Genomic DNA, 23,922 nt, shown 5'->3' with positions numbered 1-23,922 from the left:
CCCGAGAGGCACGGGGGACGCAGAACATGAGCCAGGACGGCGCACAGGGCGCAGGCGCGGGGCGGGCGCTGGCCGGCGGCCGCTATCAGCTGCGCGACCTGCTCGGCCAGGGCGGCATGGCCGCGGTGCACCTCGCGTACGACTCCGTGCTCGACCGGCAGGTCGCGATCAAGACCCTGCACACCGAGCTCGGCCGCGAGCAGGCGTTCCGCGAGCGCTTCCGCCGCGAGGCGCAGGCCGTGGCCAAACTCACGCACACCAACATCGTCTCGGTCTTCGACACCGGCGAGGACACCGTCGAGGGCATGACGACGCCGTACATCGTCATGGAGTACATCGAGGGCCGCCCGCTCAGCTCGGTCTTCGACGAGGACGTACGGCAGTTCGGCGCGGTGCCCGCCGACAAGGCGCTGAAGATCACCGCGGATGTGCTCGCCGCTCTGGAGATCAGCCACGAGATGGGTCTGGTCCACCGGGACATCAAGCCGGGCAACGTGATGCTGAACAAGCGTGGCGTGGTCAAGGTGATGGACTTCGGCATCGCGCGCGCCATGCAGTCCGGTGTGACCTCGATGACCCAGACCGGCATGGTCGTCGGCACCCCGCAGTACCTCTCGCCGGAACAGGCGCTCGGCCGGGCCGTGGACGCCCGCTCCGACCTGTACTCGGTCGGCATCATGCTGTTCCAACTCGTCACCGGGCGGCTCCCGTTCGACGCGGACTCCCCGCTGGCGATCGCGTACGCGCATGTGCAGGAGGAGCCGGTCGCTCCGTCCTCGATCAACCGCGCGCTGCCGCCGGCCGTGGACGCGCTGGTGGCCCGCGCGCTGAAGAAGAACCCGAACGAGCGCTTCCCTAGCGCCGAGTCCATGCGCGACGAGTGCATGCGCGTGGCCGCTTCCTTCCAGGCCGCCCCGCCGAGCATCGTGCCGGGCGGCCACACCCAGAGCGGCCAGGGCGTCGGCGCCTCGGTGTTCCCGCCGGTCGGCCAGACGCCCCCGCCCGGCGGCCCGGTCCAGTCGCCGTACCAGCCGACCCCGGCCCCGAACCCGTACGGCACCACCCCGCCGCCGTCCGCACCCTCTCCGGCATACGGCTACCCGCAGCAGCAGCCGGGCTTCCAGACGCCCCCGCCGGCGGCGTACTCCCCGCAGCCGGGCCATGCCACGCCGCCACCGTATTCCATCTCGCCCCAGGCACCCACCACTTCGGGCGGCGGCAAGAACAACAAGCCGGTGATCATCGGCTCGATCGTCGTGTCCATCGTCGCGGTGGTCGGCCTGATCGCCGCGCTGGCTCTGAAGGGCGGCGGCTCCGAGGACGACGCGCGCGGGGGCGGCGAGACCCCGACGACGTCGACGACGAAGAAGGCGGGATACCGGGCGGGGGACACCGAGAACACGGTCGAGACGAGCGAGTGCACCGAGCCGGACGAGTCGTACCTCGACCCGGACAAGGTGACGATGCCGAGCTTTGCGTTCAAGCACTGGTCGTCGGTCGAAGCGTGCCTCAAGGCCGCGGGGTGGGAGTACAAGAAGGTCGCCGTCGACGAGAACACCTTCGGCGACGGCACCGTCATGCGGCAGTCGCCCACGGCGCGGACGGACTTCGACCCGGACGACCCCCCGGAGATGGAGTTCCAGGTCTCGACGGGCAATCCGGAGTGACCCCGGCGAACTGAAAGGGCCCGGCAGCATCTGGCTGCCGGGCCCTTCGCGGATCTGGGGCGGCGATTACTTACAGGTAGGGCCCGCCCGAGCGGCCGCCCGGGTGCTGCTCTCCGTCCTCGTGACCGCCGACCCCCGGCGGGAGGGCTCGGCGCATCTGCTCCAGCTGGGCACGCGCGGCCATCTGCTGGGCGAAGAGCGTGGTCTGGATGCCGTGGAAGAGGCCCTCCAGCCAGCCGACCAACTGGGCCTGCGCGATGCGCAGTTCCGCGTCGGAGGGGGTCGCCTCGTCCGTGAACGGCAGGGAGAGCCGCTCCAGCTCCTCGACGAGCTCCGGCGCCAGGCCGTCCTCCAGCTCCTTCACCGAACTGGCGTGGATCTCCTTCAGCCGGACCCGGCTCGCCTCGTCGAGGGGAGCCACGCGCACCTCTTCGAGCAGCTGCTTGATCATGCTGCCGATCCGCATGACCTTCGCGGGCTGCTCGACCTGCTCCGTCACCGGAACCTCGCGGGAGTCCTCGTCTCCGTTGCCGCCGCTCAGCGCCATCCCGTCCTGGCCCACGACCAGGATCTGGGGGTGCTCGGGCTGCCTGTCGTTCCTCGGCATCTCCATGCCGCCATTCTCTCGCACCCGTACAGCTCATCATCGTGGTGCCCCCGGTGTGGGGTGATCCACCTTTTACGTCCCCGCTGTTTCTGTCAGTCCGCCGGCCGCCCTGCGGCCCGGGTGAGCCGGGTGAGCCGGGCCTCGCAGAGGTCCAGCCAGCGGCTCTCCGCCTCGGCGTGGAGGACGCGCTGGTCCAGGACGAGCAGCCGGGCCATGTCGTCGGGGTGCTCGTGCGCCCGGGCCAGGGTCTCGGCCCGCTGCCGTACGCAGGCGTCCAGGGCCTCGGCCACATGCCGGCGCTGTGCCTGCACGACCTCCCGTACGTCGACGTCGGGCGCCCCCACCGCCATCACCAGCTTGATCGCCAGCTCGTCGCGCGGTGGACCGACCCGCTCCACGGGCCGTTCGAACCAGGCCCGCAGCTCGGCGCGGCCCGCGTCCGTCAGGGCGTACAGCACCCGCCCCGCCTCGTCCGTGCCGTCCTGGACGACCATGCCGTCCCGCTGCAGACGCCCCAGGGTCGTATAGACCTGCCCGATGTTCAGCGGCCAGGTACCCCCCGTGCGCGCCTGGAAGTCGGTGCGCAACCGGGAGCCGTAGCGGGGGCCGGCTCGCAGAATCGCCAGGAGCCCGTGCCGTATCGACATAAACGGATTGTGCGCCCGATCGGGTCGGGTGGCGGTGTCCGGAATGCCGGGCGTGCCGGGTGCTGTGAGGGTTGTTCCATGACTTCATGGCTGGGGGCGGTGCGGGGGCGTACGCGAGCGGCCTCGAGTGGGCCTCGCGCCGTGCCGTGGCGGGCGGGACCGCTGGTCCTGGTGGTGGCGGGGCTGGTCGCCGGGCCGTGGGGGGCCGCGGTGTCGTACGGCCTTGATGCCCCGGTCGGCGAGGCTTGGTCCGTGGTCGCGCCCGCCGGTTCCACGGCTGTGTCCCGGCCGTCGTCCGAGGTTTCCCCGGAGCCCGGGGATTCGCCCACGGCCGGCTCGGGGGCATCCACGGCCGGCTCGGGGGCATCGTCCGGCTCCTCGGCCGAGGCTCCGCCTTCGTCCCCGCCTGAGGCGTCCGAGGGCCCCTCCGCTTCCTCTGGCGCGCCGGGCGAAACAGCCGGGGAGCCCGGGAAGTCGTCCGGCAAATCGCCCGGGGAATCGGGGAAGGCGGTGCAGCCCAGGGGGTCGTCCAGCCCTACCGCCCACGGACCGGCCGCGTCCCGGCCCGACCCCTCCGACAAGCCATCCCGCGCCGGGAGCAGGGCCGGTGAGGGTCGGGAGCGGCCCGGGCGGGAGAAGGGGCCGCTGGAGGACCAGGAGGCGGCGCGGGATCGCGGTGACGGCGTCGACGAAGGGGACAGGGACCGCTCGGGGCCGCCGGAGGAGCGTGAGGACGACGGGGGGAGCGCGGCCGAGAGCTCGGATGCCGCCGACGCCCCCGCCGAGGATCCGTCGCCCGCCACCCCGTCGGCCCACCCGGCACGGCATCCCGCCCCACGCGCCGACGGCCCCGCCGAGCCCGTGCTCGAACTGCTGCCCCTCGGCTCGGGGCTCGTGCTCATCGGGCTCGGCCTGGGCCTCGCCTTCGTGGGCCTGCGGCTGCGGCGCGGCTAGGCCGTGTCCGCAAGGTCCCGTCGTCCGCCCGGAGGGCGGGCCACGCGGCGGCGATGGGGGTCCCCCCGCGCAAGGTTGTTCGAGCGTGGGGGAGGGTGCTCTCGGCGTGCCGGGCGGGTGCCCTCGTACTGGACTTACGTGGGCTTTCGCCCGGTGCGGCGAGTGGGAGTCCCCCTCTGGGGGAGCGTGCCGTGCGTCGCGGGGCAGGCGGGACTTTGCGGACACGGCCTAGCGGGTGTCCTACCGGTTGTCCTACGGCACGACGAGGAGCACCTTGCCCACGTGCCCGCTCTCCTCCACCACCCGGTGTGCCTCGGCCGCGTCGCTCATGGGGAGCTCCCGGTCGACGACCGGGCGTACGTGGCCGGCGTCCAGGAGGGGCCAGACGTGTTCGCGGACGGCTGCCACGATCGCCGCCTTCTCGGCGAGGGGGCGGGCGCGCAGCGAGGTCGCGCTGATGGCGCCGCGCTTGCCGAGGAGCGCGCCGATGTTGAGCTCGCCCTTGATGCCGCCCTGCATGCCGATGATGGCGAGACGCCCGTTGACGGCGAGGCTCTGGATGTTGCGGTCGAGGTACTTGGCGCCCATGTTGTCGAGGATGACGTCGGCACCGGCGCCGTCGGTGGCCTGCTTGAGCTCGTCGACGAAGTCCTGCTCCCGGTAGTTGATCAGGATGTCGGCGCCCAGCTCGGCGCACCGTTCCAGTTTCTCCTTGCTGCCCGCGGTGACGGCGACGTTGGCGCCGACGGCCTTGGCCAGCTGGATGGCCATGGTGCCGATACCGCTGGAGCCGCCGTGCACGAGCAGCGTCTCGCCGGGGCGGAGGTGGGCGACCATGAAGACGTTGGACCAGACCGTGCAGACCACCTCGGGCAGCGCGGCGGCCTGCGTCAGGCTCACGCCCTTGGGCAGGGGCAGCAGCTGACCGGCCGGCACGACGACCTTCTCGGCGTAGCCGCCACCCGCGAGCAGTGCGCACACCTCGTCGCCGACGGCCCAGCCGGAGACGTTGGGGCCGAGCGCGGAGATCCGGCCGGAGCACTCCAGGCCGGGGTAGGGGGAGGCACCGGGCGGCGGGTTGTAGAAGCCCTGACGCTGCAGAATGTCGGCGCGGTTGACGGCCCCGGCCACCACCTCGACCAGCACCTCGCCCTCACCGGCCACGGGATCGGGGACCTCGTCCCACACCAGCGCCTCGGGCCCACCAGGTTCGGGAATCGTGATCGCATGCATGGGACGGACGCTACTCCTCGGACCCCGCTCCCCCTGGCCCTAGGTCCCTTGTCCCCGCGCCCTGGGTCATTGGCCCGTGTCCCTCGGTCTTTGTCCCCGTGTCCCTCGGTCCTTGGGCGGGTCCTTCGAAAATCCCTGTGCGCCGCCGATGAGTTTGCGCGACCGTAAAAGTCTCCCTATGCGTACCCCAAGAACGCGGAAGGACCACCCGGAAGGACCCCGACAGCATGAGCACGCAGACGACGTCCGGTCTCGCGATCGAGACCGCCGGCCTGGTGAAGACGTTCGGCGAGACACGGGCCGTCGACGGCGTGGACCTCGCGGTCCCGGCCGGCACGGTCTACGGCGTCCTCGGCCCCAACGGCGCCGGCAAGACCACCACGGTGAAAATGCTCGCCACCCTGCTACGACCCGACGGCGGCGAGGCCCATGTCTTCGGCCACGACGTCGTCCGCGAGGCCGACGCCGTACGCGGCCGGGTGAGCCTCACCGGTCAGTACGCCTCCGTGGACGAAGACCTCACCGGCACCGAGAACCTGGTCCTGCTGGCCCGGCTCCTCGGCCACGGCAAGCAGGCCGCGCGGGAGCGCGCCGCGCAGCTGCTGGAGGCCTTCGGGCTGACGGACGCGGCCGGCAAGCAGGTCAAGAACTACTCCGGCGGCATGCGACGCCGTATCGACATCGCCGCATCGATCCTCAACACCCCTGACCTGCTCTTCCTCGACGAGCCGACGACCGGACTCGACCCGCGCAGCCGCAACCAGGTGTGGGACATCGTGCGCGCGGTCGTCTCACAGGGCACCACCGTGCTGCTGACCACGCAGTACCTCGACGAGGCCGACCAGTTGGCGTCCCGGATCGCCGTCATCGACCGCGGCAAGGTGATCGCTGAGGGGACCAAGGGCGAGCTGAAGGCGTCCGTCGGCGCCGGGTCCGTCCATCTGCGGCTGCGTGATCCGGAGCAGCGGCCGGAGGCCGAGCGCGTGCTGCGGCTGGCACTGGACGCGGACGTGCAGCTGGAGTCCGACCCCGTCGCACTCACCGCCCGCGTCGGTTCCGGGGCGAACAACGGCCAGGGCGCGGCGGAACAGGCGGGCCGCGCGCTCGCGGAGCTCGCCCGCACCGGCATCACCGTCGACAACTTCTCGCTGGGCCAGCCCAGCCTGGACGAGGTGTTCCTCGCCCTCACCGGACACGACACCCACGAGACCAAGGACGACAACGAGGACAAGGACGAGGTGACGGCATGAGCACCGTGACGCAGACCGAGAGCAAGGAACTCGCCCCCGTCAGCGCCGAGTCGCTCGCCGCACTGCTCGTCACCAAGGAGCGTCCGCCGCGGCCCAGCGCCTGGTCGGCCTCCATGACCTTCGGCTGGCGGGCGATCCTGAAGATCAAGCATGTGCCGGAGCAGCTCTTCGACGTCACCGCGTTCCCGATCATGATGGTGCTGATGTACACGTACCTGTTCGGGGGTGCCCTGGCCGGCTCCCCGAAGGAGTACATCCAGTTCCTGCTGCCGGGCATCCTGGTGATGTCGGTCGTGATGATCACGATGTACACCGGCGTCTCGGTGAACACCGACATCGAGAAGGGCGTCTTCGACCGCTTTCGTTCGCTGCCGATCTGGCGGCCGTCGACGATGGTCGGCTATCTGCTGGGCGACGCCCTGCGCTACACCATCGCGTCCATCGTGATGCTCACCGTCGGCATGATCCTGGGCTACCGCCCGGACGGCGGAGTCGCCGGAGTGCTGGCCGGGATCGCGCTGCTGGTCGCCTTCTCGTTCGCGTTCTCGTGGATCTGGACGATGTTCGGGCTGATGCTGCGCTCCGAGAAGTCGGTGATGGGCGTCAGCATGATGGTGATCTTCCCGCTCACCTTCCTGTCCAACGTCTTCGTCGACCCGAAGACCATGCCGGGCTGGCTCCAGGCGTTCGTGAACAACAGCCCGATCACCCATCTCGCCTCGGCCGTGCGCGGGTTGATGGCGGGCGACTGGCCGGCCGCCGAGGTCGCCTGGTCGGTGGGCTGGGCAGGCCTGTTCGTGCTGGTCTTCGGGCCGATCACGATGCGGCTGTACAACCGCAAGTAGGGCCCGGCCTCAGATGGGCTTCATCCCTGGGGGCAGACGCCGGTCATCGGGAGTCACCTGAGTGGCCGGCGTCGCGCGCACGATGGTGATCAGCCGGTCCGTCAACTCCAGTGTCCCGACGGCCGAATCGTCGTATCCGAGCACCCGATGCCCCCGGATGACGCTGACCACCAGGTCGTCGGTCTGCCGCGGGGTCTTGCCCACCTCGGCCTTTATGACCGGCCGTTCGACGATGTCGAGTCCGCTGCCCTGGTGGATCAGGTCCTCCAGGACCATCCCGGCGGCGGGACTGAGCACGGACAGGCCGAGCAGCCGCCCGGCCGCACTGGCACTGGTGATGACCGCGTCGGCGCCGGACTGCTTCAGCAGCGGGGCGTTCTCCTCCTCACGCACCGCGGCCACGATCTTCGCGCCGCGGTTGAGCTGCCGGGCTGTCAGCGTCACCAGGACGGCCGTGTCGTCCCGCTGGGTCGCGATGATGATCTTCCGCGCCTTGTGCACCTCGGCCCGCATCAGAACCTCGCTGCGGGTCGCGTCACCCGTGACCCCGGCGTATCCCTCCGCGACGGCCGCCTCGATCACCTTGGAACTCGGGTCGACCACGACGACCTGCTCCTTCCGCAGCCCGGTCGCGCAGACGGTCTGGATCGCCGAACGCCCCTTCGTGCCGAAGCCGACGACGACGGTGTGGTCGCGCAAGGTGGACCTCCAGCGGTTCAGACGCCATTCCTCCCGGGTCCGTTCGGTGAGGACCTCAAGAGTGGTGCCGACCAGGATGATCAGGAACAGCACGCGCAGGGGCGTGATGACGAAGATATTGGTGAGCCGGGCGGCGTCACTGACCGGGGTGATGTCGCCGTATCCGGTGGTGGAGAGGCTGACGGTCGCGTAGTAGAAGGCGTCGAGGAGATCGACGGAACCGTCGGAGTTGTCGTTGTAGCCGTCATGGTCGGCATAGACGATCAAGGCGGTCGCCACGAGCAGGGCCAGTGCCAGCGTGACCCGCTTGGCGACCTGCCGGAACGGATGCTCCACGATCTTCTTCGGGAGCTTGACCCGGTAGGTCTCGACACGCTCGTCCGCCCGGCGCGCTATGGCGTCCTGGCCGGGAAGTTTCACGTGAAACACACCTCGATGCCGGCACTGGCCCAGGGCAGATCGAGCAGTTCCGCCTCCTGACCAGCCCGTGCGCCACCCGGCGGCACGACGGCGACGGCGTCCGCCGCCGCCATGCCCCGCAGCATGGCCGGTCCCTGGTAGTGCAACGGCACGGCATGGTCACCGCGCAGCACGACGGGGATGAGCCGGGTGTCGTACGGGTGGCCGTGCGCCGCTTCCTTCAGGGGCAGCGTGTACGACTCGGGGGCGGGGCGGGCCGCGAGGGTGCGCAGCATCGGTTCGGCCAGGGTGAGCAGGCCGGAGACCGCGGCGAGGGGGTTGCCGGGCAGACCGACGAGGTGCTGGTTCTCCTTGATGCGGGCCAGCAGCATGGGGTGGCCGGGCCGCACCTTGACGCCGTCCACCAGGAGTTCGGCGTCGATGCGCTGAAGCGTGGGGTGGACATGGTCGACGGGGCCGGCCGCGGTGCCGCCGGTGGTGACGATCAGGTCGGCGTCGGACTTGGTGAGGGCCTTGCGCAGGGCCTTGGCATCATCACCGAGCCGGCGTACGGCGGTGACCTCGGCGCCCAACGCACGCAGCCAGGGCGGCAGCATCGGGCCGAGGGCGTCGCGGATCAGCCCGTCGTGCGGCAGCCCTTCGGTGAGCAACTCGTCGCCGAGGATCAGGACTTCGACGCGGGGGCGGGGCACTGCGGTGACGGCGTCGTATCCCGCGGCCGCCGCCAGGCCGAGCACCGCCGGGGTCACCAGCGTGCCGACGGCGAGCAGTTGATCGCCGTTACGGCACTCCTGGCCGCGTGCGCGGATGTCCTGGCCGGGCTGGATCTCCCGGGTGGCGTGCAGATGGCCCTTGTCGTCGGTGCGGCCATGCTCGCTGCGCAGGACGGCGGTGGTGTCCGGGGGGATGCGGGCGCCGGTCGCGATACCGACGGCCTCGCCGTCGGTGAGCGGGTCGGGCTCGCCGTGCCCGGCCAGAACGCCTTTCTCCCGTACGTCCCAGGGTCCGGGGCCCGCGACCGCCCAGCCGTCCATCGCCGAGGTGTCGAAGGAGGGCAGATCACTGAGGGCGGTGAGCGGCTCGGACAGGGTGAGGCCGAGGGCCGCGTCGAGGGGGACGGAGAGCGGAGCGCGGCCGACGGCCCGGGAACGGGCGGCGATGTCGCGCGCTTCGGGCCACGGGGTTGCCTTGTGGTGGCGGTCCTCGTGGCGGTTCTGCTGGTCATGGTCCGGCCGACGGGGGCCCTGGCCCTGGGGGCGCGGGGTGGGTGGGGGCACGTGGTCGCCAGGGGTGCGGTGAGCGTTGTCCTCGTTCACTAGGGCGAGCACCTCCTCGACGTCGAGGTCCTCGGCGTCCTCGTCCGTCCGGATGCCGCGGGCGGTCATCCGGCGTCCGGCCGGGTGTCGGGGGTGGCGTCGGGGGCCGCGTCGGGCTTGGCGGCGGTCGCGTCGGACTCGGCGGCGGCCTCCTCCGCCCAGCGCAGGGCGAGCGCGGCGGCCTTGCGGGCAGCCTCGGCGACGGCTTCGGGGCCGCCCTGAGCCTGCGCTGCCGCGTATCCGACGAGGAAGGTGGTCAGCGGGGCCGCGGGTCGCGCCACGCCGTGGGCGGCGTCGCGGGCGAGGTCCAGCAGCACCTTGATGTCGACGTCGAGGTCGATGCCCAGTTCGTCCTTGACTGCGGAAATCCATTCATCCAACACGTGCCCATGCTCCCTGATGCGTGCCCTGGCGGTGGCGATGTCGTCCCAGGTGTCGCAGTCGAAGGACGCGACGGGGTCGGGGACGCGGATGAGGTCGAGCGCGCCGGTCAGCCGGCGCAGGGGGAGGCCGGTGAGACCGGCGGCCCCGGGACCGGCCGGGCCGTCGTGCCCTTGGGCGAGTGCGGCCAGTTCGCGGCGCAGCACAGGCGCGCGGTACGCGGCGACGAGCGGCTGGTCACGGCCGTCGGCGTCGGTGAGCAGGGCGCCGTCGGCTCGCCCGGTGCGCAGGGCGGTCAGCAGCCGCCGTACCGTCCGCTCGTCGAGGAACGGCAGGTCGGCCGAGAGGACGACGACAAGGTCCGCGGTGGTGTGACGCAGGCCCGCGTCGAGGGCGGCCACCGGTCCGCCGCCCGGCGGGTCCTCGCGCGCCCAGGTCACCGGGCGCGCGGTGGGGCGGGGGCCGGCGACGACGACGGCCGTGCGCGCCTCGGCGCAGGCGGCGAGCACACGGTCGAGCAGCGGGCGCCCGCCGACGCGTACGGCGGGCTTGTCCACGCCGCCGAGGCGCCGGGCACCGCCTCCGGCGAGCACGACGGCGTCGTACACGACGTCGTGTCCCGTGTCGGTGGCGCCCTGCTCGCCCGTCGGCCCGTTCGCGGTCACCCCCCGAGTATGCGTGCCTTCACGATCACAGGGAACGCAGGGGAGGGGACCGGTCGTACATCCGTCACACGGTGCGCAGCAGCACCGCCGGGTGTTCCACGCAGTCCGCCACATAGCGCAGGAAGCCGCCCGCCGTGCCGCCGTCGCAGACCCGGTGGTCGAAGGTGAGCGCGAGCTCGACGACCTGGCGCACCGCCAGCTCTCCCTCGTGCACCCACGGCTTGGGGATGATGCGGCCGACGCCGAGCATCGCGGCCTCGGGGTGGTTGATGATCGGCGTGGAGCCGTCGACCCCGAACACCCCGTAGTTGTTCAACGTGAAGGTCCCGCCGGTGAGTTCCGCGGGTGTGAGGCCGCCCGTGCGGGCCGCCTCGGTCAGCCGGGCGAACTCGGCGGTCAGCGACTCCGCGTCCCGCGCGTGCGCGTCCCGTACGACCGGGACGACGAGCCCTCGGTCGGTCTGCGCGGCGAATCCGAGGTGTACATGGTCGAGCTGGACGACCTCCCTGGCCTCCATGTCGACCGTGGAGTTGAGCTCGGGGAACCGGGCCAGGGCGGCGGTGCAGATCCGGGCCAGCAGGGCGATCAGGGAGATCTTCGGTCCCCCGGCGGCGTTCATCGCGGTCCGTGCCCGCACGAGCTCCGTCGCGTCGGCGTCGACCCAGCAGGTGGCGTCCGGGATCTCCCGCCGGCTGCGGGAGAGCTTGTCGGCCACGGCACCGCGGACGCCCTTGAGCGGGACGCGGATACCGGCGGGGGCGGCGGAGGAGGAGATGCGGGCGGACGGAGCCGTGGGGGACGGCGCGGCGGGGGCCTGTGTCCCGGCGGCCGGCGCCGCCGTCCTTCCCTGCACGGCGGCGGCACGCAGCGCGTACTCCACGTCCGCGCGCAGGATCAGCCCGTCGGGTCCGGAGCCGTGCAGCTCACGCAGGTCCAGGCCGTTCTCCCGGGCGAGCCGGCGGACCAGCGGGGAGATGACCGGTACAGGGCCCTCGACCCCCTCCCGGCCGGCGGCACTGCCGTTGGCGGCGGCGGATCCCGCGACGGGCACCCCCGCGACCTCCACGGGTACGGCGGGCACCGACTCCCCCGGCCGCACCCTCCGGCGCCGCGCCGGGGCCTGAGAGGTGCCGTATCCCACCAGCACGTTCCCGGAGCCCTCGGCCTCGCCGTCGGGGGCCGGCGCGCCCACGGCCACCGTCAGCAGCGGTGCGCCGACGGGCAGTTCCGTGCCCTCCTCGCCGAAGCGGGCCGTGACGACGCCGCCGTAGGGGCAGGGGATGTCGACCATCGCCTTGGCCGTCTCGACCTCGACGACCGGCTGGTCGACCGCGACGACGTCGCCGACCTGGACCAGCCAGCGCACGATCTCCGCCTCGGTGAGCCCCTCCCCGAGGTCGGGGAGCTTGAACTCGAGCACCTGTGCCATCAGCTCTCGGCCTCCCACTGCAGACGCCCCACGGCGTCCAGGATCCGGTCCACGCCGGGCAGGTGGTGACGCTCCAGCATCGGCGGCGGATAGGGGATGTCGAACCCGGCCACGCGCAGCACCGGCGCCTCCAGGTGGTGGAAGCAGCGCTCCGTGACCCGGGCCGCGATCTCCCCTCCCGGTCCGCCGAACCCGCCCGACTCGTGTACGACGACCGCCCGTCCGGTCCGCCGTACCGAGGCGGCGACCGTCTCGTCGTCGAACGGCACCAGCGAGCGCAGATCGACGACTTCCAGGTCCCACCCCTCCTCCCGCGCCGCCTCGGCGGCTTCGAGGCAGACGGGCACGGACGGTCCGTACGTGATGAGCGTGGCACTCCGGCCGGAGCGCCGCACCACCGCGCGGCCTATCGGTTCAACGGTCTGCGGATCCTCCGGGTTCCAGGCGTCCTTCGACCAGTACAGCCGCTTGGGCTCCAGGAAGATCACCGGGTCGTCGGAGGCGATGGCGGCGCGCAGCAGGCCGTAGGCGTCGGCGACGGTCGCGGGCGTGACGACATGGAGCCCCGGAGTCGCCATGTAGTACGCCTCGGACGAGTCGCTGTGGTGCTCGACGCCGCCGATACCGCCGCCGTAGGGGACGCGGACGGTGATCGGGAGCGGCATCCTGCCGCGGGTGCGGTTGCGCATGCGCGCGACGTGCGAGATCAGCTGCTCGAACGCCGGGTAGGCGAAGGCGTCGAACTGCATCTCCACGACGGGGCGCAGGCCGTACATGGCCATGCCGACCGCGGTGCCCAGGATCCCCGCCTCGGCGAGCGGGGTGTCCGTGCAGCGGTCCTCGCCGAACTCCTTGGCGAGCCCGTCGGTGACGCGGAAGACGCCGCCGAGGGTGCCGACGTCCTCACCCATGACGTGCACGGTGGGGTCCTGCGCCATGGCGTCGCGCAGCGCGCGCGTGAGGGCCTGCGCCATGGTGGCCGGCTTGACGGCGACGGTGGTCATCGGTGCGCTCCCCCTTGAGAGCCGTGCTCGGCGTCGAGCTCCGCCTGCAACAGGGCCTGCTGTTCGCGCAGTTGCGGGGTCGGCTCGGCATAGACGTGGGCGAACAGGTCCCTCGGGTCGAGCGCCGGGTCCTGGTTCATGCGCTCGCGCAGGTCGGCGGCCATGGCCTCGGCGGCGTCCTTCGCGGCCTGCTTGCCGGCCTCGTCGAGGAGTCCGCGCTCGGTCAGCTCGTGCTCCAGGAGGGCGATCGGGTCGTGCCCGCGCCAGGTCTCGACCTCGGAGTCACCGCGGTAGCGGGTGGCGTCGTCGGCGTTGGTGTGGGCGTCGATCCGGTACGTGATCGCCTCGATCAGCGTCGGACCGCCGCCCGCGCGTGCGTGCCGTACGGCGTCGCCGACGACCTCGTGCACGGCGGCGGCGTCGTTGCCGTCGACCAGGCGGCCGGGCATGCCGTAGCCGACGGCCTTGTGGGCCAGCGACGGGGCCGCGGTCTGCTTGGCGAGCGGGACCGAGATCGCGAAGCCGTTGTTCTGGACGAGGAAGACGACCGGCGCCTGCCATACGGCCGCGAAGTTCAGCGCCTCGTGGAAGTCGCCCTCGCTGGTGCCGCCGTCGCCGACCATGGCGAGCGCGACCACGTCGTCGCCCTTGAGGCGGGCGGCGTGCGCGAGGCCGACGGCGTGCGGGAGCTGGGTGGCGAGCGGCGTGCACAGGGGGGCGACACGGTGCTCGTGGGGGTCGTAGCCGGTGTGCCAGTCGCCGCGCAGCAGGGTCAGGGCGTCGACGGGGTCCACGCCGCGTGCGACGGCCGCGAGGGTGTCGCGGTAGCTCGGGAAGAGCCAGTCGCGCTCCTCCAGGGCCAGCGCGGCGGCGACCTCGCAGGCCTCCTGGCCGGTGCTGGACGGATAGACGGCGAGGCGGCCCTGCTTGGTGAGCGCGGTCGCCTGCGTGTTGTACCGGCGGCCGCGCACCAGCCCGGCGTAGAGCCTGCGCAGCAGGTCCGGGTCGGCCTTCGCGGCCGCCTCCGTCCCGAGGACCCGGTAGGGCTCGGCGTCGGGCAGCAGCGGCGCGGGGTCCATCCGGGGCTGCCAGGCGGGCGGCGGCGATGGCCGGTACGCGCCTCGCTGCTCCATGACCGTCATGACGGCACCTCCTCGTGGGAGTGGCTACGGGAGGCGCAGCTTCTGTGATGCGCCTCACCTACCGATTGTTCGGTCGTCGGCACATTTTGGCTACAGGCACCCTCAGGCTGTGGACAAACGGTTCTCCACAGCCTCCAATGAACGCACTACGTCCACAGAGGGAAGGCAGGGGGACATGGCGCCTGAACAAATGGCCGAGAGCCCGGAGGGCGGCGTCCCCCTGCCGCCGCCGCGTCCGCTCGACGCCATCGATCAGGACATCCTGCAGATGCTCCAGGCCGACGGCCGCGCGTCGATACGGTCGGTCGCCGAGCGGGTCCATGTCTCACGCGCCAACGCCTACGCACGCATCAACCGTCTCATCGAGGACGGTGTCATCCGCGGTTTCGGCGCCCGCGTCGACCATGAACGCGCAGGTCAGGGCACGTCGGCGTATATCACCCTGAAGATCGTCCAGAACTCCTGGCGCACGGTCCGCGAGCAGCTGCGCCAGCTCCCCGGCGCCTCCCACATCGCCCTGGTGGGCGGGGACTTCGACGTCCTGCTTCTGGTGCACACGCCCGACAACCGCGCCCTGCGCGAACTGGTCCTCACCCGCCTCCAGGCGATCCCCGAGGTGCTCAGCTCCCGCACGCTGCTGGTGTTCGAGGAGGAGGACCTGGAGCCGCAGGGCTGAGCGTGCGCCCCGGCCGTCAGTCCTAGGACCACAACATGGCGATCCACATCAGGAACAGCAACGGAAGGATCGCGCAGACGAGCCCGGCGACGGCCGCCGTCACGCGCAGCATCGACGAGGACCGGCGGTGCGGCAGCGCCCAGGCGAGCGCGAGCAGCCCGACCGCCCCGTAGACCGCGCCCCCGAGTGTGCCGAGGGCGCCCTCGGGCCCCAGCATGACGAACTCCCACGCGAGGAGTGGCAGCCCGGGCACCGTGGCCACGAGAGGCGCCTTCCACCACGTCGGGTCGGTGTCGGAGTGCTGTACGTCGTTCTGGGTCATGCGGCACAGCTCACCAGCCGGGACCGTCCGGGGACATCCGGCGGCGTACTCACCCGTCCACGCGCGCGTACTCAGCGCCGCGGCGCTGCGGGCGGGGTCAGCCCTCCTGGCGCAGGCCCCCGAAGACCAGCCGCACCACCGTGTCGGCCACTTCGCGTTCGTTCATGCCGCGGCCGTCCGGGCGGTACCACTCCACGATCGAGTTGACCATGCCGAAGACGAGCCGGGTCGCCAGCCGTACCTCCACGTCGGCGCGCACCTCGCCGTCGGCGGCGGCCGCCTTGAGGAGGGCTGCGACCTGGTGGTCGAAGTCGCGGCGCCGTTCCAGGGCCCAGCGCTCGGTGCCGGTGTTGCCGCGCACGCGCAGCAGCAGCGTGACGTACGGCAGCTCGGATATGAGCACCTCGACCATGCGCCGTACGACGTACTCCAGACGGTCGGCGGCGTGCCCCGCGCGCGCGTGCTCCTCGTCGAGGATCCCGAAGAGCCCGTCGAGCGCCCGGCTGACGGCGCGGCGCAGCAGCTCCTCCTTGCCCGTGACGTGGTGGTAGATCGACGACTTGGAGATGCCGGCCGCCTTGGAGAGGTGCTCCATGGAGGTGCCGTCGTAGCCGCGCTCGTTGAAGACCTGGACGGCGACGGAGAGCAGCGTCTCCGGGGTGTACGTGTCGCGCTTGGCGGTGGTCATGAGGTGCTGCCCTCCCGCTTGTCGGAGGCGTACGCGTGGCGGTACAGCGCGAGGGACGGCGCGTAGCGGCCGGACGGCTCGCGTACGTGCAGCTCGTCCAGGACGTCGTACGCCCAGCCGCGGCCGAGCCTGCGGCTCCATTCGAAGGGCCCCATGGGGTAGTTCACGCCGAGCCGCATCGCGGTGTCGATGTCCTCCTCGGTGGCCACGCCCTTGGCGACGGCGTCGTGCGCCAGGTCGACGACCCGGGCGACCGTGCGGGCGACGATCATGCCGGGGACGTCACCGATGACGCTGACCGCCTTGCCGAGCGCCTGGAAGAGACCGATCGCCTCGGTGAGGGTCTGCGGCGACGTGTCCTGGGAGGCGGACAGGGCGATCCGGGTGGCGCGGCGGTAGTCGACGGCAAGGTCGAAGTAGACGACGTCCCGGAACTCCACCGACGTCTGGCCGTCGGCGAGCGCCAGCTGGCCGCCGCTGGGCAGCACCAGGCGGGTGCCGTGGTCCTCTTCCTCCTCGCGCACCGGAATGCCCGCCTCGCGGATCAGCTGGAGCAGCTCGGAGGCGGGGCCCAGGTCGCCCTCGGCGACGACGTAGGCGGGCTGCGGTGCCCGCTCCGCGGTGTGCGGCTCGTCCCGCTCGGCGTCAGCGGCGTAGTCGTACCAGCCGTGTCCGCTCTTGCGGCCGAGCCGCCCGGACTCGACCAGGCGGCGCTGGGCGAGCGAGGGGGTGAAGCGCACGTCCTGGAAGAAGGACTGCCACACGGACTGCGTGACGGACTCGTTGACGTCCTGCCCGATCAGGTCGGTGAGCTCGAACGCGCCCATCTTGAAGCCGCCGCACTCGCGCAGCACGGCGTCGATGGTGGCCGGGTCGGCCCCCTGCGCCTCGTGGACCGCGAAGGCCTCCGCGTAGAAGGGCCGGGCGATGCGGTTGACGATGAAACCGGGGGTGTCGGCGCAGGCGACCGGCGTCTTGCCCCAGGCGCGTGCCGTCTCGTACGCGCGCGTGGCCGACGTGACGTCGGTGGCGAACCCGGAGACGACCTCGACCAGCGGCAGCAGCGGCGCGGGATTGAAGAAGTGCAGGCCGACGAAGCGGCCGGGGTTGGCCAGAGCGCCGCCGATGGCCGTGACGGACAGGGACGAGGTGTTGGTGGCGAGCAGGCAGTCCTCGCCGACGATGCCCTCCAGCTCGCGGAACAGCTCCTGCTTGACGTCGAGGCGCTCCAGGACGGCTTCGACGACCAGGGCGCAGTCCGCGAGCTCGGCGAGGGACCCGGCGGGCAGCAGCCGGGCGCGGGCCGCGTCACGGTCGGCCGCGGTGAGCCGGTCCTTCTCGACGAGCCGGTCGAGACGCGCGCCGATCGCGTCGACGGCGTCCTGGGCCCGCCCGGGAGCGGTGTCGTACAGCCGTACGGGATGGCCGGCGACCAACGCGACCTGGGCGATGCCCTGGCCCATGGTGCCGGTGCCGACGACGGCCACGGGGCTGCTGAGGTCGAGAGCTGTCATGGGCGCGATCCTCCCGCACGGGGTTTTCCACAGATGCGGCGGACCCCCTTGAACCGACCGATCGTTCGGTTACTCTAACTCTGACTGGCTGTTCCTGCCCATGTTTCTGCCCAGGTCATGAGCTCGACGGAGAGCTCTGGAAACGAGGAGTTGGTCTCGCATGGCCGCCGTACTGACCACCCACGAGTTGATCGCCAAGCACCGGCCCACCCTCGACCAGGCGCTGGAAGCCATCCGCACACGCGCGTACTGGTCACCGCACCCCGAGCACCCCAAGGCCTACGGCGAGAACGGCAGCCTGGACGCGGCGGCGGGCAAGGCCGCCTTCGACGCCCTCCTGGGCAACCGCCTCGACCTCGGCCAGCCCGGCACCGACGACTGGGTGGGCGGCGAAGTGTCGCCGTACGGCATCGAGCTGGGCGTCGGGTACCCGCACGCGGACCTCGACGCGCTGCTGCCGGCCATGAAGTCCGGCCAGCGCGCGTGGCGGGACGCGGGCGCGGAGATGCGCGCGGTGGTCTGTCTGGAGATCCTCAAGCGGATCAGCGACCGGACGCACGAGTTCGCGCACGCGGTCATGCACACCTCCGGCCAGGCCTTCATGATGGCCTTCCAGGCGGGCGGCCCCCACGCACAGGACCGCGGCCTGGAAGCGGTGGCGTACGCCTACGTCGAGCAGGTCCGCACCCCCGACACCGCGGAGTGGACCAAGCCGCAGGGCAAGCGCGACCCGCTGGCGCTGAACAAGCAGTTCACGGCGGTCCCGCGCGGGATCGCCCTGGTCGTCGGCTGCAACACCTTCCCGACCTGGAACGGCTACCCGGGCCTGTTCGCCTCGCTCGCCACCGGCAACGCGGTCCTGGTCAAGCCCCACCCGCGCGCGGTACTGCCGCTCGCACTCACCGTGCAGGTCGCGCGCCAGGTGCTCGCCGAGGCGGGCTTCGACCCGAACCTGGTCGCGCTGGCCGCCGAGCGGCCCGGCGAGGGCATCGCCAAGACCCTGGCCACCCGCCCGGAGATCCGGATCATCGACTACACCGGCTCGACCGTGTTCGGCGACTGGCTGGAGGCCAACGCCCGTCAGGCGCAGGTCTACACGGAGAAGGCCGGCGTCAACACCGTGATCGTCGACTCCACCGCCGACTACAAGGGGATGCTGTCCAACCTGGCCTTCTCGCTGTCCCTGTACAGCGGCCAGATGTGCACCACCCCGCAGAACCTGCTCATCCCCCGCGACGGCATCCGCACCGAGGAGGGTCCCCGGACCTTCGACGAGGTCGTGGCCGACCTCGCCCGCGCGGTCGACGGCCTCCTCGGCGACGACGCCCGTGCGAACGCGCTGCTCGGCGCGATCGTCAACCCCGACGTCAAGGCCCGCCTGGAGGCTGCCGCCGGCCTCGGTGAAGTCGCCCTCGCCTCCCGCGAGATCGCGAACCCCGAGTTCCCGGACGCGGTCGTGCACACGCCCGTGATCGTCAAGCTCGACGGTGCCAAGCCGGACGACGAGGCCGCGTACATGAGCGAGTGCTTCGGGCCCGTCTCGTTCGCCGTGGCGGTCGACTCCGCCGCCGACGCGGTGGAGTTGCTGCGGCGGACCGTGCGGGAGAAGGGCGCGATGACCGTCGGGGCGTACACCACCGACGACGAGGTCGAGTCCTCGATCCAGGAGGTGTGCCTGGAGGAGGCGGCCCAGTTGTCGCTGAACCTCACGGGCGGGGTCTACGTGAACCAGACGGCCGCGTTCTCCGACTTCCACGGGTCCGGTGGCAACCCGGCGGCCAACTCGGCACTCACCGACGGGGCGTTCGTCGCCAACCGGTTCCGGGTCGTCGAGGTGCGCCGGGAGGCCTAGGCGCCGCTGAGGCTCCAGTGGTACAGCGTCATCGCCACGCTGGTGGCGAGGTTGTAGCTGGAGACCTGCGGACGCATGGGCAGAGCCACCAAATGATCGGCACGCGCGCGTAGTTCGGCCGACAGGCCGCTTCGCTCCGATCCGAAGGCGAGGACGGCGTCGTCCGGGAGCTTGATCCCCCGGATGTCGTCGCCCTCCGGGTCCAGCGCGAAGACCGGTCCGGGCGGCAGCTCATCCACCGCCAGCCGCTCCACCGCCGTCGCGAAGTGCAGGCCCGCCCCGCCGCGTACGACCGTCGGATGCCAGGGGTCGAGGGTGCCGGTCGTGACCACGCCGGTCGCGCCGAAGCCGGCGGCCAGGCGGATCACGGCGCCCGCGTTGCCCAGGTTGCGGGGGTTGTCGAGGACCACGACGGGGGCGAGGCGGGGGGTGTGCGCCAGCTTCCCCAGGTTGGTGGCGCGGGAAGGCCGTACGGCCAGGGCGGCCACCGCGGTGGGGTGCGGGCGCGGCACCAGGGACGTGTACGTCGGCTCCGGGACCTCCGTCAGAAGCGCGGCCAGGGTGTCCCGTACGTCCGGTGCCAGCTCGTCGGCGAGGGCCAGCGCGGCCTCCCGGTCGACCGCGACCGCGACCTGGACCTCGGCTCCGAAGCGCACGGCGTGCTTCAAGGCGTGGAAGCCGTCGAGCAGGACGGAGCTCTCGGCGAGCCGGTTCCAGGTGGTCACGGTCATGCCGTGAAGCCTACGTGCGCGTGCTCGGGGTTCTCCGGGGTGCGCGGCCCGGGGAGGGGCTCATGATCGTCGCCGCCGCGGACCAGACGCGCCAGGCGTCCACGCGCGCGTGCCGCCCAGCCGCCGAGGCGGCGCAGGAACGACGTCGGCAGGAACACCGCGTCCGCCGCGATCATCGCCAGCGAGAAGAACGGCAGACCGAGGACGACCGCGATCACGGCGTGCTCGGTGATCATCGCGGCGAGGAGGGCGTTCTTGACCCGCCGGTTGAACAGGGTGAACGGGAAGGCGACCTGCACGATGACCGTGCCGTAGGTGATGAGCATCACCATCGTGCCGCTGGATGACAGCACGTCGGCGAGGGCGGGCCAGGGTGAGAAGTAGTCGAGGTGCAGCGGGTAGTAGACGGCGGTGCCGTCCTGCCAGCGCGAGCCCTGGATCTTGTACCAGCCGGCGGTCGCGTAGATCAGGCACGCCTCGGCCATGATCACCAGCAGGGCGCCGTTGTGCACGATGTTGCCGATGACGTCCAGCAGGATGCGGGGCTCGGCGGTCCGCGCGCGGCGGCGCACGATCCACCCCACGGCCTGCGCCAGCCAGACGCCCCACAGGAGCACGGGCACGGTCAGGTCGCCGTCGAGCCGGCCCGCGGCGGTCGCCGCGACCAGTGCGAATCCGAACACGCCCCACAGGGCCGGGCCGACCCGGTCCGGCGCGACGCGCTCGCCACGCGCGCGTGCCTCGCGCGCGAGCCGGGCCCGGCGCTCGTCCAGCGACCAGACCTGGCCGCAGCGCGCGAACACGAGGTAGACGCACATCAGGTGCAGCACGTTGTCGCCGCCGTCGCCCATGAAGATGGAGCGGTTCTGCAGCGACAGCACGCCGACCATGAACAGCACCGACATCGTGCGGGTGCGCCAGCCGAGCAGCAGCAGAACGCTGGTCAGGACGGCGAAGACGTAGACGCTCTCGAACCAGAACCCGCCGCTGGACCAGATCAGCGCGGTGAAGGAGCCGTTCGTCCCGATCAGCTGCTGGGCGAGGTCGAAGTCCCAGGGGCCGTCGGGGCCGTACAGCTCCTGGCGATGCGGGAACTCACGCAGCAGGAAGAGCAGCCAGGTGGCGGTGAAGCCGATGCGGATGACGGCCGTCTGGTACGGGCCGAGGGCGGACTCGGTGACGCGGGCGATGGCCGCGGAGACCGCGAGGGCGAAACGGCTCACCGGGCGCCTCCCGTGCCGGTCCCGGCCGCTTCGGCGGTCTCGTCGTCCGGGATCCCCCACCAGGGCAGCACGCGGTAGGTGGCCTTGTCCGAGATCTGCTCGTCGCTCCACTTCGGCGGGGGCACGTTCGTGGTGCGGGAGCGGACCTGGACGCGTTCGACGGCGCCGCCCGCGCCGGCCGCGTCCGCCCGGTCGAGGCGCAGCTGCACTATGTGCCGCAGATAGGTCTCGGACAGGGCGCCGCGCAGGCCCACGGGACGGTTCTGGGCGTCGTGGGTGGCGACGAAGAAGTCCCAGGCGCGCCGCAGCTCGTTCTGCTGGGTGTGGCTGGGCAGCAGATTGCCGTCGATGGCCCGGCCGTCCTGGGCCGACAGGTCGTACCAGCCGGTCGTGCGCGTGGCACCGGCGGCCGTACTGACCTGGGCACGGACCTGTACGGAGATGTTCTGCTGAAGCGGGTTGGGGGCGAACAGCTTCCAGTTCTGCTCGAACTCCGGATATATCCAGTCGTCGATCGCCCGGCCGTGCTGTTTGGTGACCGTGTTCGGCGGGGCGACGTGCAGAAAGATCATGCCCACATGGACACAGACGGCGATGGCCACGACCGCGAGGGCGAGCGCGGCGCCGATCTGGTACCGCAGGGAGAGGGCGGCCACACCCGAGCGGGGTTCCGCTTCCGGTTCGGGGAGCGGCGGGGCAGTGGGGGGCGCGACAGCAGGCGGAGCGTCCTGAGGCTCCTGGTCAGGCCCGTGCCGGGCGGCCGAGCCTGCGTGGTGCGCGTCCATCGTGCCCCGTTTCCCGATTCCGGTCTGCTTTTCCTCGGCGCTCGCACGGGAACGGTACTCAGGCCCACGCGCCGGGCACAGCCCTGGCGGCCAGCCGTTGCCCACACGATACGGGGGTCCCACGGGGCCGTACCTGCGCTCTGTGTGACCTCGCGGAGCGGAGCCCGCACGCGGGGCATTCCCTTCTTCTAGAACCTGTTCTATCTTGACGCACCGTCAGATCGCCGTGCGTGTGGAAGGGCAGGGACCGTGGACTTCACCTTCACCGAGGAGCAGCAGGCGGCGGCCGAGGCGGCGCGCGGGGTGTTCGCCGGGGTCGCGCCGGACGCGGTGCCCTCTCCCGCGCTCACACCGGGCGCCGTCGCCGACGAATTCGACCGCCCGCTGTGGAGCCGCCTCGCGGCCGCGGACCTGCTGAGCCTGCTGCTCACGGACGAGTACGGCGGCGCGGGCCTCGACGCCGTCGCCCTGTGCCTGGTGCTGCGCGAGTCGGCGAAGGTACTGGCCCGGGTGCCGCTGCTGGAGAGCGGCGCGGCGACGGCCGCCGTCCAGGCGTACGGCGACCCGGAACTGAAGGCCGGGCTGCTGGCGCGGGCGGGGCGCGGCGAGGTCGTGCTGACGGTCGCCGCGCACGGCCGCACCGGCCACGACCCGGCCGAGCTCGCGGCGACCGCTCGGCAGGACGACTCCGGGTGGGTGCTGGACGGGGTTCAGACCGCGGTGCCCTGGGCGTACGACGCCGATCTTGTCGTCGTGCCGGCCCGTACGGCCGCCGACCGGACCGTTCTCGCGCTGGTGGCGCCCGGGGCTGAGGGGGTCTCGCTCGGCGAACAGTTCTCGACCAGCGGGGAGCGGCTCGCCGAGCTGCGGCTGGAGTCGGTGCGGCTGGCGGAGCGGGACGTCATCGACACCGAGGGGGCGTGGGAGTGGCTGCGGGAACTGCTGGCCACGGGCACCTGTGCGCTGGCGCTCGGTCTGGGGGAGCGGGTACTGGGGATGACGTCCGAGTACGCGACCAAGCGCGAGCAGTTCGGGTATCCCATCGCCACATTCCAGGCGGTCGCCGTGCAGTCCGCCGACCGCTACATCGACCTGCGCGCGATGGAGGCGACGCTGTGGCAGGCCGCGTGGCGGATCGCCTCGGGGGCATCGGGGTCACTGCCCGCCTCCGGCGACGTGGCCGTGGCCAAGATCTGGGCCTCGGAGGGCGTACGACGGGTCGTGCAGACCGCACAGCACCTGCACGGCGGCTTCGGCGCCGACGTCGACTATCCGCTGCACCGGTACCACGCCTGGGCCAAGCACCTGGAGCTGGCGCTCGGCCCGGCGGCGGCGCACGAGGAGGCGCTGGGGGATCTGCTGGCGGCGCATCCGCTGGGCTGACGGTCGTCCGCGACGGCTGAGCGGCACTGCTCGGCGGGGCTTCTCGGGGGGCTTCTCCGCGAATGGTGCTTCTCAGAGGGTGGGGCTTCTCAGAGGACGAAGCCGGGCTGACCCTCGTCGTTCACCACGGGACGCCCGAGTGCCGCCCACACCTGCATGCCGCCGTCGACGTTCACGGCGTCGACGCCCTGCTGGCCGAGGTACATCGCGACCTGCGCCGAGCGGCCGCCGGAGCGGCAGATCACATGGACGCGGCCGTCCTGCGGGGCGGCCTCGGTCAGCTCGCCGTAGCGGGCCACGAACTCGCTGATGGGGATGTGCAGTGCCCCCTCGGCGTGGCCCGCCTGCCACTCGTCGTCCTCGCGGACGTCCAGGAGGAAGTCGTCGTCCTTGAGGTCCGTGACCTCGACCGTGGGCACGCCTGATCCGAAATGCATGGCTCCGACGCTACCTGACAGGAGCGGGGCGTCGAGGACTCCCCAGGGAGCA

23 protein-coding genes are annotated in these 23,922 nt (G+C 71.9%); 7 read left to right on the top strand and 16 right to left on the bottom strand.

The features are described 5' to 3' along the window. The first annotated feature begins 26 nt into the window (after positions 1–26). Positions 27–1,667 carry a protein kinase gene (locus ACFQ6S_RS21895; RefSeq protein ID WP_383412153.1) on the top strand — a complete coding sequence of 547 codons (1,641 nt, stop codon included), beginning with the start codon at positions 27–29 and terminating at the stop codon, positions 1,665–1,667. Positions 1,668–1,737: 70 nt separating this feature from the next. On the opposite strand, the gene ACFQ6S_RS21890 is transcribed toward ACFQ6S_RS21895, so the two are convergent. Both ACFQ6S_RS21890 and ACFQ6S_RS21885 read right to left on the bottom strand, forming a co-directional pair. Beyond that, on the bottom strand, positions 1,738–2,280 hold the full coding sequence (locus ACFQ6S_RS21890; RefSeq protein ID WP_383412150.1) for a bacterial proteasome activator family protein: 543 nt from the start codon (positions 2,278–2,280) through the stop codon (positions 1,738–1,740). Between the two features lie 86 nt (positions 2,281–2,366). Next, on the bottom strand, positions 2,367–2,921 hold the full coding sequence (locus ACFQ6S_RS21885; protein WP_383412147.1) for a PadR family transcriptional regulator: 555 nt from the start codon (positions 2,919–2,921) through the stop codon (positions 2,367–2,369). A gap of 510 nt (positions 2,922–3,431) precedes the next feature. On the opposite strand from ACFQ6S_RS21885, the gene ACFQ6S_RS21880 reads away from it, so the two are divergent. Next, entirely contained in the window at positions 3,432–3,875 is a 444-nt protein-coding gene (locus tag ACFQ6S_RS21880; RefSeq protein ID WP_383412144.1) for a hypothetical protein, read from the top strand. Positions 3,876–4,127: 252 nt separating this feature from the next. Here ACFQ6S_RS21880 and ACFQ6S_RS21875 read toward each other — a convergent pair whose 3' ends face one another. Next, entirely contained in the window at positions 4,128–5,108 is a 981-nt protein-coding gene (locus ACFQ6S_RS21875) for an NAD(P)H-quinone oxidoreductase (RefSeq protein WP_383412142.1), read from the bottom strand. A 227-nt stretch (positions 5,109–5,335) separates the two neighbouring features. On the opposite strand from ACFQ6S_RS21875, the gene ACFQ6S_RS21870 reads away from it, so the two are divergent. Together ACFQ6S_RS21870 and ACFQ6S_RS21865 are read left to right on the top strand one after the other, a co-directional pair. Then, positions 5,336–6,358 carry an ATP-binding cassette domain-containing protein gene (locus ACFQ6S_RS21870; protein WP_383412139.1) on the top strand — a complete coding sequence of 341 codons (1,023 nt, stop codon included), beginning with the start codon at positions 5,336–5,338 and terminating at the stop codon, positions 6,356–6,358. Then, positions 6,355–7,203 (top strand): ABC transporter permease, encoded by an 849-nt coding sequence (locus tag ACFQ6S_RS21865; protein ID WP_383412136.1) that lies wholly within the window; start codon positions 6,355–6,357, stop codon positions 7,201–7,203. Before ACFQ6S_RS21870 ends, ACFQ6S_RS21865 begins: the two co-directional genes overlap by 4 nt. Before the next feature lie 9 nt (positions 7,204–7,212). Here ACFQ6S_RS21865 and ACFQ6S_RS21860 read toward each other — a convergent pair whose 3' ends face one another. The 6 genes from ACFQ6S_RS21860 to pdhA all read right to left on the bottom strand — a co-directional run bounded on the left by ACFQ6S_RS21860 (position 7,213) and on the right by pdhA (position 14,259). Continuing rightward, positions 7,213–8,322: a potassium channel family protein gene (locus ACFQ6S_RS21860; RefSeq protein WP_383412134.1), complete on the bottom strand. Its 1,110-nt coding sequence runs from the start codon at positions 8,320–8,322 to the stop codon at positions 7,213–7,215. Next, positions 8,319–9,707 carry a molybdopterin molybdotransferase MoeA gene (locus ACFQ6S_RS21855; protein WP_383412131.1) on the bottom strand — a complete coding sequence of 463 codons (1,389 nt, stop codon included), beginning with the start codon at positions 9,705–9,707 and terminating at the stop codon, positions 8,319–8,321. The genes ACFQ6S_RS21860 and ACFQ6S_RS21855 overlap by 4 nt, the downstream gene beginning before the upstream one ends. After that, positions 9,704–10,684, bottom strand: a complete 981-nt coding sequence (locus tag ACFQ6S_RS21850; protein WP_383412128.1) for an NTP transferase domain-containing protein — start codon at positions 10,682–10,684, stop codon at positions 9,704–9,706. The genes ACFQ6S_RS21855 and ACFQ6S_RS21850 overlap by 4 nt, the downstream gene beginning before the upstream one ends. A gap of 64 nt (positions 10,685–10,748) precedes the next feature. Next, positions 10,749–12,113: a dihydrolipoamide acetyltransferase family protein gene (locus tag ACFQ6S_RS21845; protein ID WP_383412125.1), complete on the bottom strand. Its 1,365-nt coding sequence runs from the start codon at positions 12,111–12,113 to the stop codon at positions 10,749–10,751. Beyond that, entirely contained in the window at positions 12,113–13,117 is a 1,005-nt protein-coding gene (locus ACFQ6S_RS21840) for an alpha-ketoacid dehydrogenase subunit beta (protein WP_383412122.1), read from the bottom strand. Before ACFQ6S_RS21840 ends, ACFQ6S_RS21845 begins: the two co-directional genes overlap by 1 nt. After that, positions 13,114–14,259, bottom strand: coding sequence for a pyruvate dehydrogenase (acetyl-transferring) E1 component subunit alpha (gene pdhA / locus ACFQ6S_RS21835; protein ID WP_383412119.1), 1,146 nt, complete (start codon positions 14,257–14,259; stop codon positions 13,114–13,116). The genes ACFQ6S_RS21840 and pdhA overlap by 4 nt, the downstream gene beginning before the upstream one ends. A 190-nt stretch (positions 14,260–14,449) precedes the next feature. Between pdhA and ACFQ6S_RS21830 the strand changes: the two genes are divergently transcribed. Further along, positions 14,450–14,935, top strand: coding sequence for an Lrp/AsnC family transcriptional regulator (locus ACFQ6S_RS21830; protein WP_383412976.1), 486 nt, complete (start codon positions 14,450–14,452; stop codon positions 14,933–14,935). Positions 14,936–14,957: 22 nt separating this feature from the next. Here the strand turns inward: ACFQ6S_RS21830 and ACFQ6S_RS21825 are convergent, their stop codons facing one another. From ACFQ6S_RS21825 to ACFQ6S_RS21815, 3 genes are all read right to left on the bottom strand, one after another. Then, entirely contained in the window at positions 14,958–15,257 is a 300-nt protein-coding gene (locus ACFQ6S_RS21825; RefSeq protein ID WP_383412117.1) for a hypothetical protein, read from the bottom strand. Positions 15,258–15,354: 97 nt separating this feature from the next. Next, complete coding sequence (locus tag ACFQ6S_RS21820; RefSeq protein WP_383412114.1) at positions 15,355–15,945, bottom strand: TetR/AcrR family transcriptional regulator; 591 nt, start codon at positions 15,943–15,945, stop codon at positions 15,355–15,357. Next, entirely contained in the window at positions 15,942–17,459 is a 1,518-nt protein-coding gene (locus ACFQ6S_RS21815; protein ID WP_383412111.1) for a 3-hydroxyacyl-CoA dehydrogenase, read from the bottom strand. The genes ACFQ6S_RS21820 and ACFQ6S_RS21815 overlap by 4 nt, the downstream gene beginning before the upstream one ends. Positions 17,460–17,619: 160 nt before the next feature. On the opposite strand from ACFQ6S_RS21815, the gene paaN reads away from it, so the two are divergent. Next, positions 17,620–19,311, top strand: coding sequence for a phenylacetic acid degradation protein PaaN (gene paaN, locus ACFQ6S_RS21810; protein WP_383412108.1), 1,692 nt, complete (start codon positions 17,620–17,622; stop codon positions 19,309–19,311). Here the strand turns inward: paaN and ACFQ6S_RS21805 are convergent. The 3 genes from ACFQ6S_RS21805 to ACFQ6S_RS21795 are packed head-to-tail and all read right to left on the bottom strand — an operon-like array spanning position 19,308 to position 22,050. Further along, positions 19,308–20,042, bottom strand: coding sequence for a TrmH family RNA methyltransferase (locus tag ACFQ6S_RS21805; protein ID WP_383412105.1), 735 nt, complete (start codon positions 20,040–20,042; stop codon positions 19,308–19,310). The genes paaN and ACFQ6S_RS21805 overlap by 4 nt on opposite strands. After that, complete coding sequence (locus tag ACFQ6S_RS21800) at positions 20,039–21,265, bottom strand: HTTM domain-containing protein (RefSeq protein WP_383412103.1); 1,227 nt, start codon at positions 21,263–21,265, stop codon at positions 20,039–20,041. Before ACFQ6S_RS21800 ends, ACFQ6S_RS21805 begins: the two co-directional genes overlap by 4 nt. Continuing rightward, on the bottom strand, positions 21,262–22,050 hold the full coding sequence (locus ACFQ6S_RS21795) for a DUF5819 family protein (RefSeq protein ID WP_383412100.1): 789 nt from the start codon (positions 22,048–22,050) through the stop codon (positions 21,262–21,264). The genes ACFQ6S_RS21800 and ACFQ6S_RS21795 overlap by 4 nt, the downstream gene beginning before the upstream one ends. A gap of 249 nt (positions 22,051–22,299) precedes the next feature. Between ACFQ6S_RS21795 and ACFQ6S_RS21790 the strand changes: the two genes are divergently transcribed. After that, positions 22,300–23,433 carry an acyl-CoA dehydrogenase family protein gene (locus tag ACFQ6S_RS21790; protein WP_383412097.1) on the top strand — a complete coding sequence of 378 codons (1,134 nt, stop codon included), beginning with the start codon at positions 22,300–22,302 and terminating at the stop codon, positions 23,431–23,433. An 89-nt stretch (positions 23,434–23,522) separates the two neighbouring features. Here ACFQ6S_RS21790 and ACFQ6S_RS21785 read toward each other — a convergent pair whose 3' ends face one another. Beyond that, positions 23,523–23,852, bottom strand: coding sequence for a rhodanese-like domain-containing protein (locus tag ACFQ6S_RS21785; RefSeq protein ID WP_383412973.1), 330 nt, complete (start codon positions 23,850–23,852; stop codon positions 23,523–23,525). Positions 23,853–23,922: the final 70 nt, after the last annotated feature.

The organism is Streptomyces sp. NPDC056479 (assembly GCF_042795335.1).
GTDB lineage: Bacteria > Actinomycetota > Actinomycetes > Streptomycetales > Streptomycetaceae > Streptomyces.
Note: the sequence above shows the minus strand (reverse complement) of the source record. Positions and strands in the feature narration are given on the sequence as shown.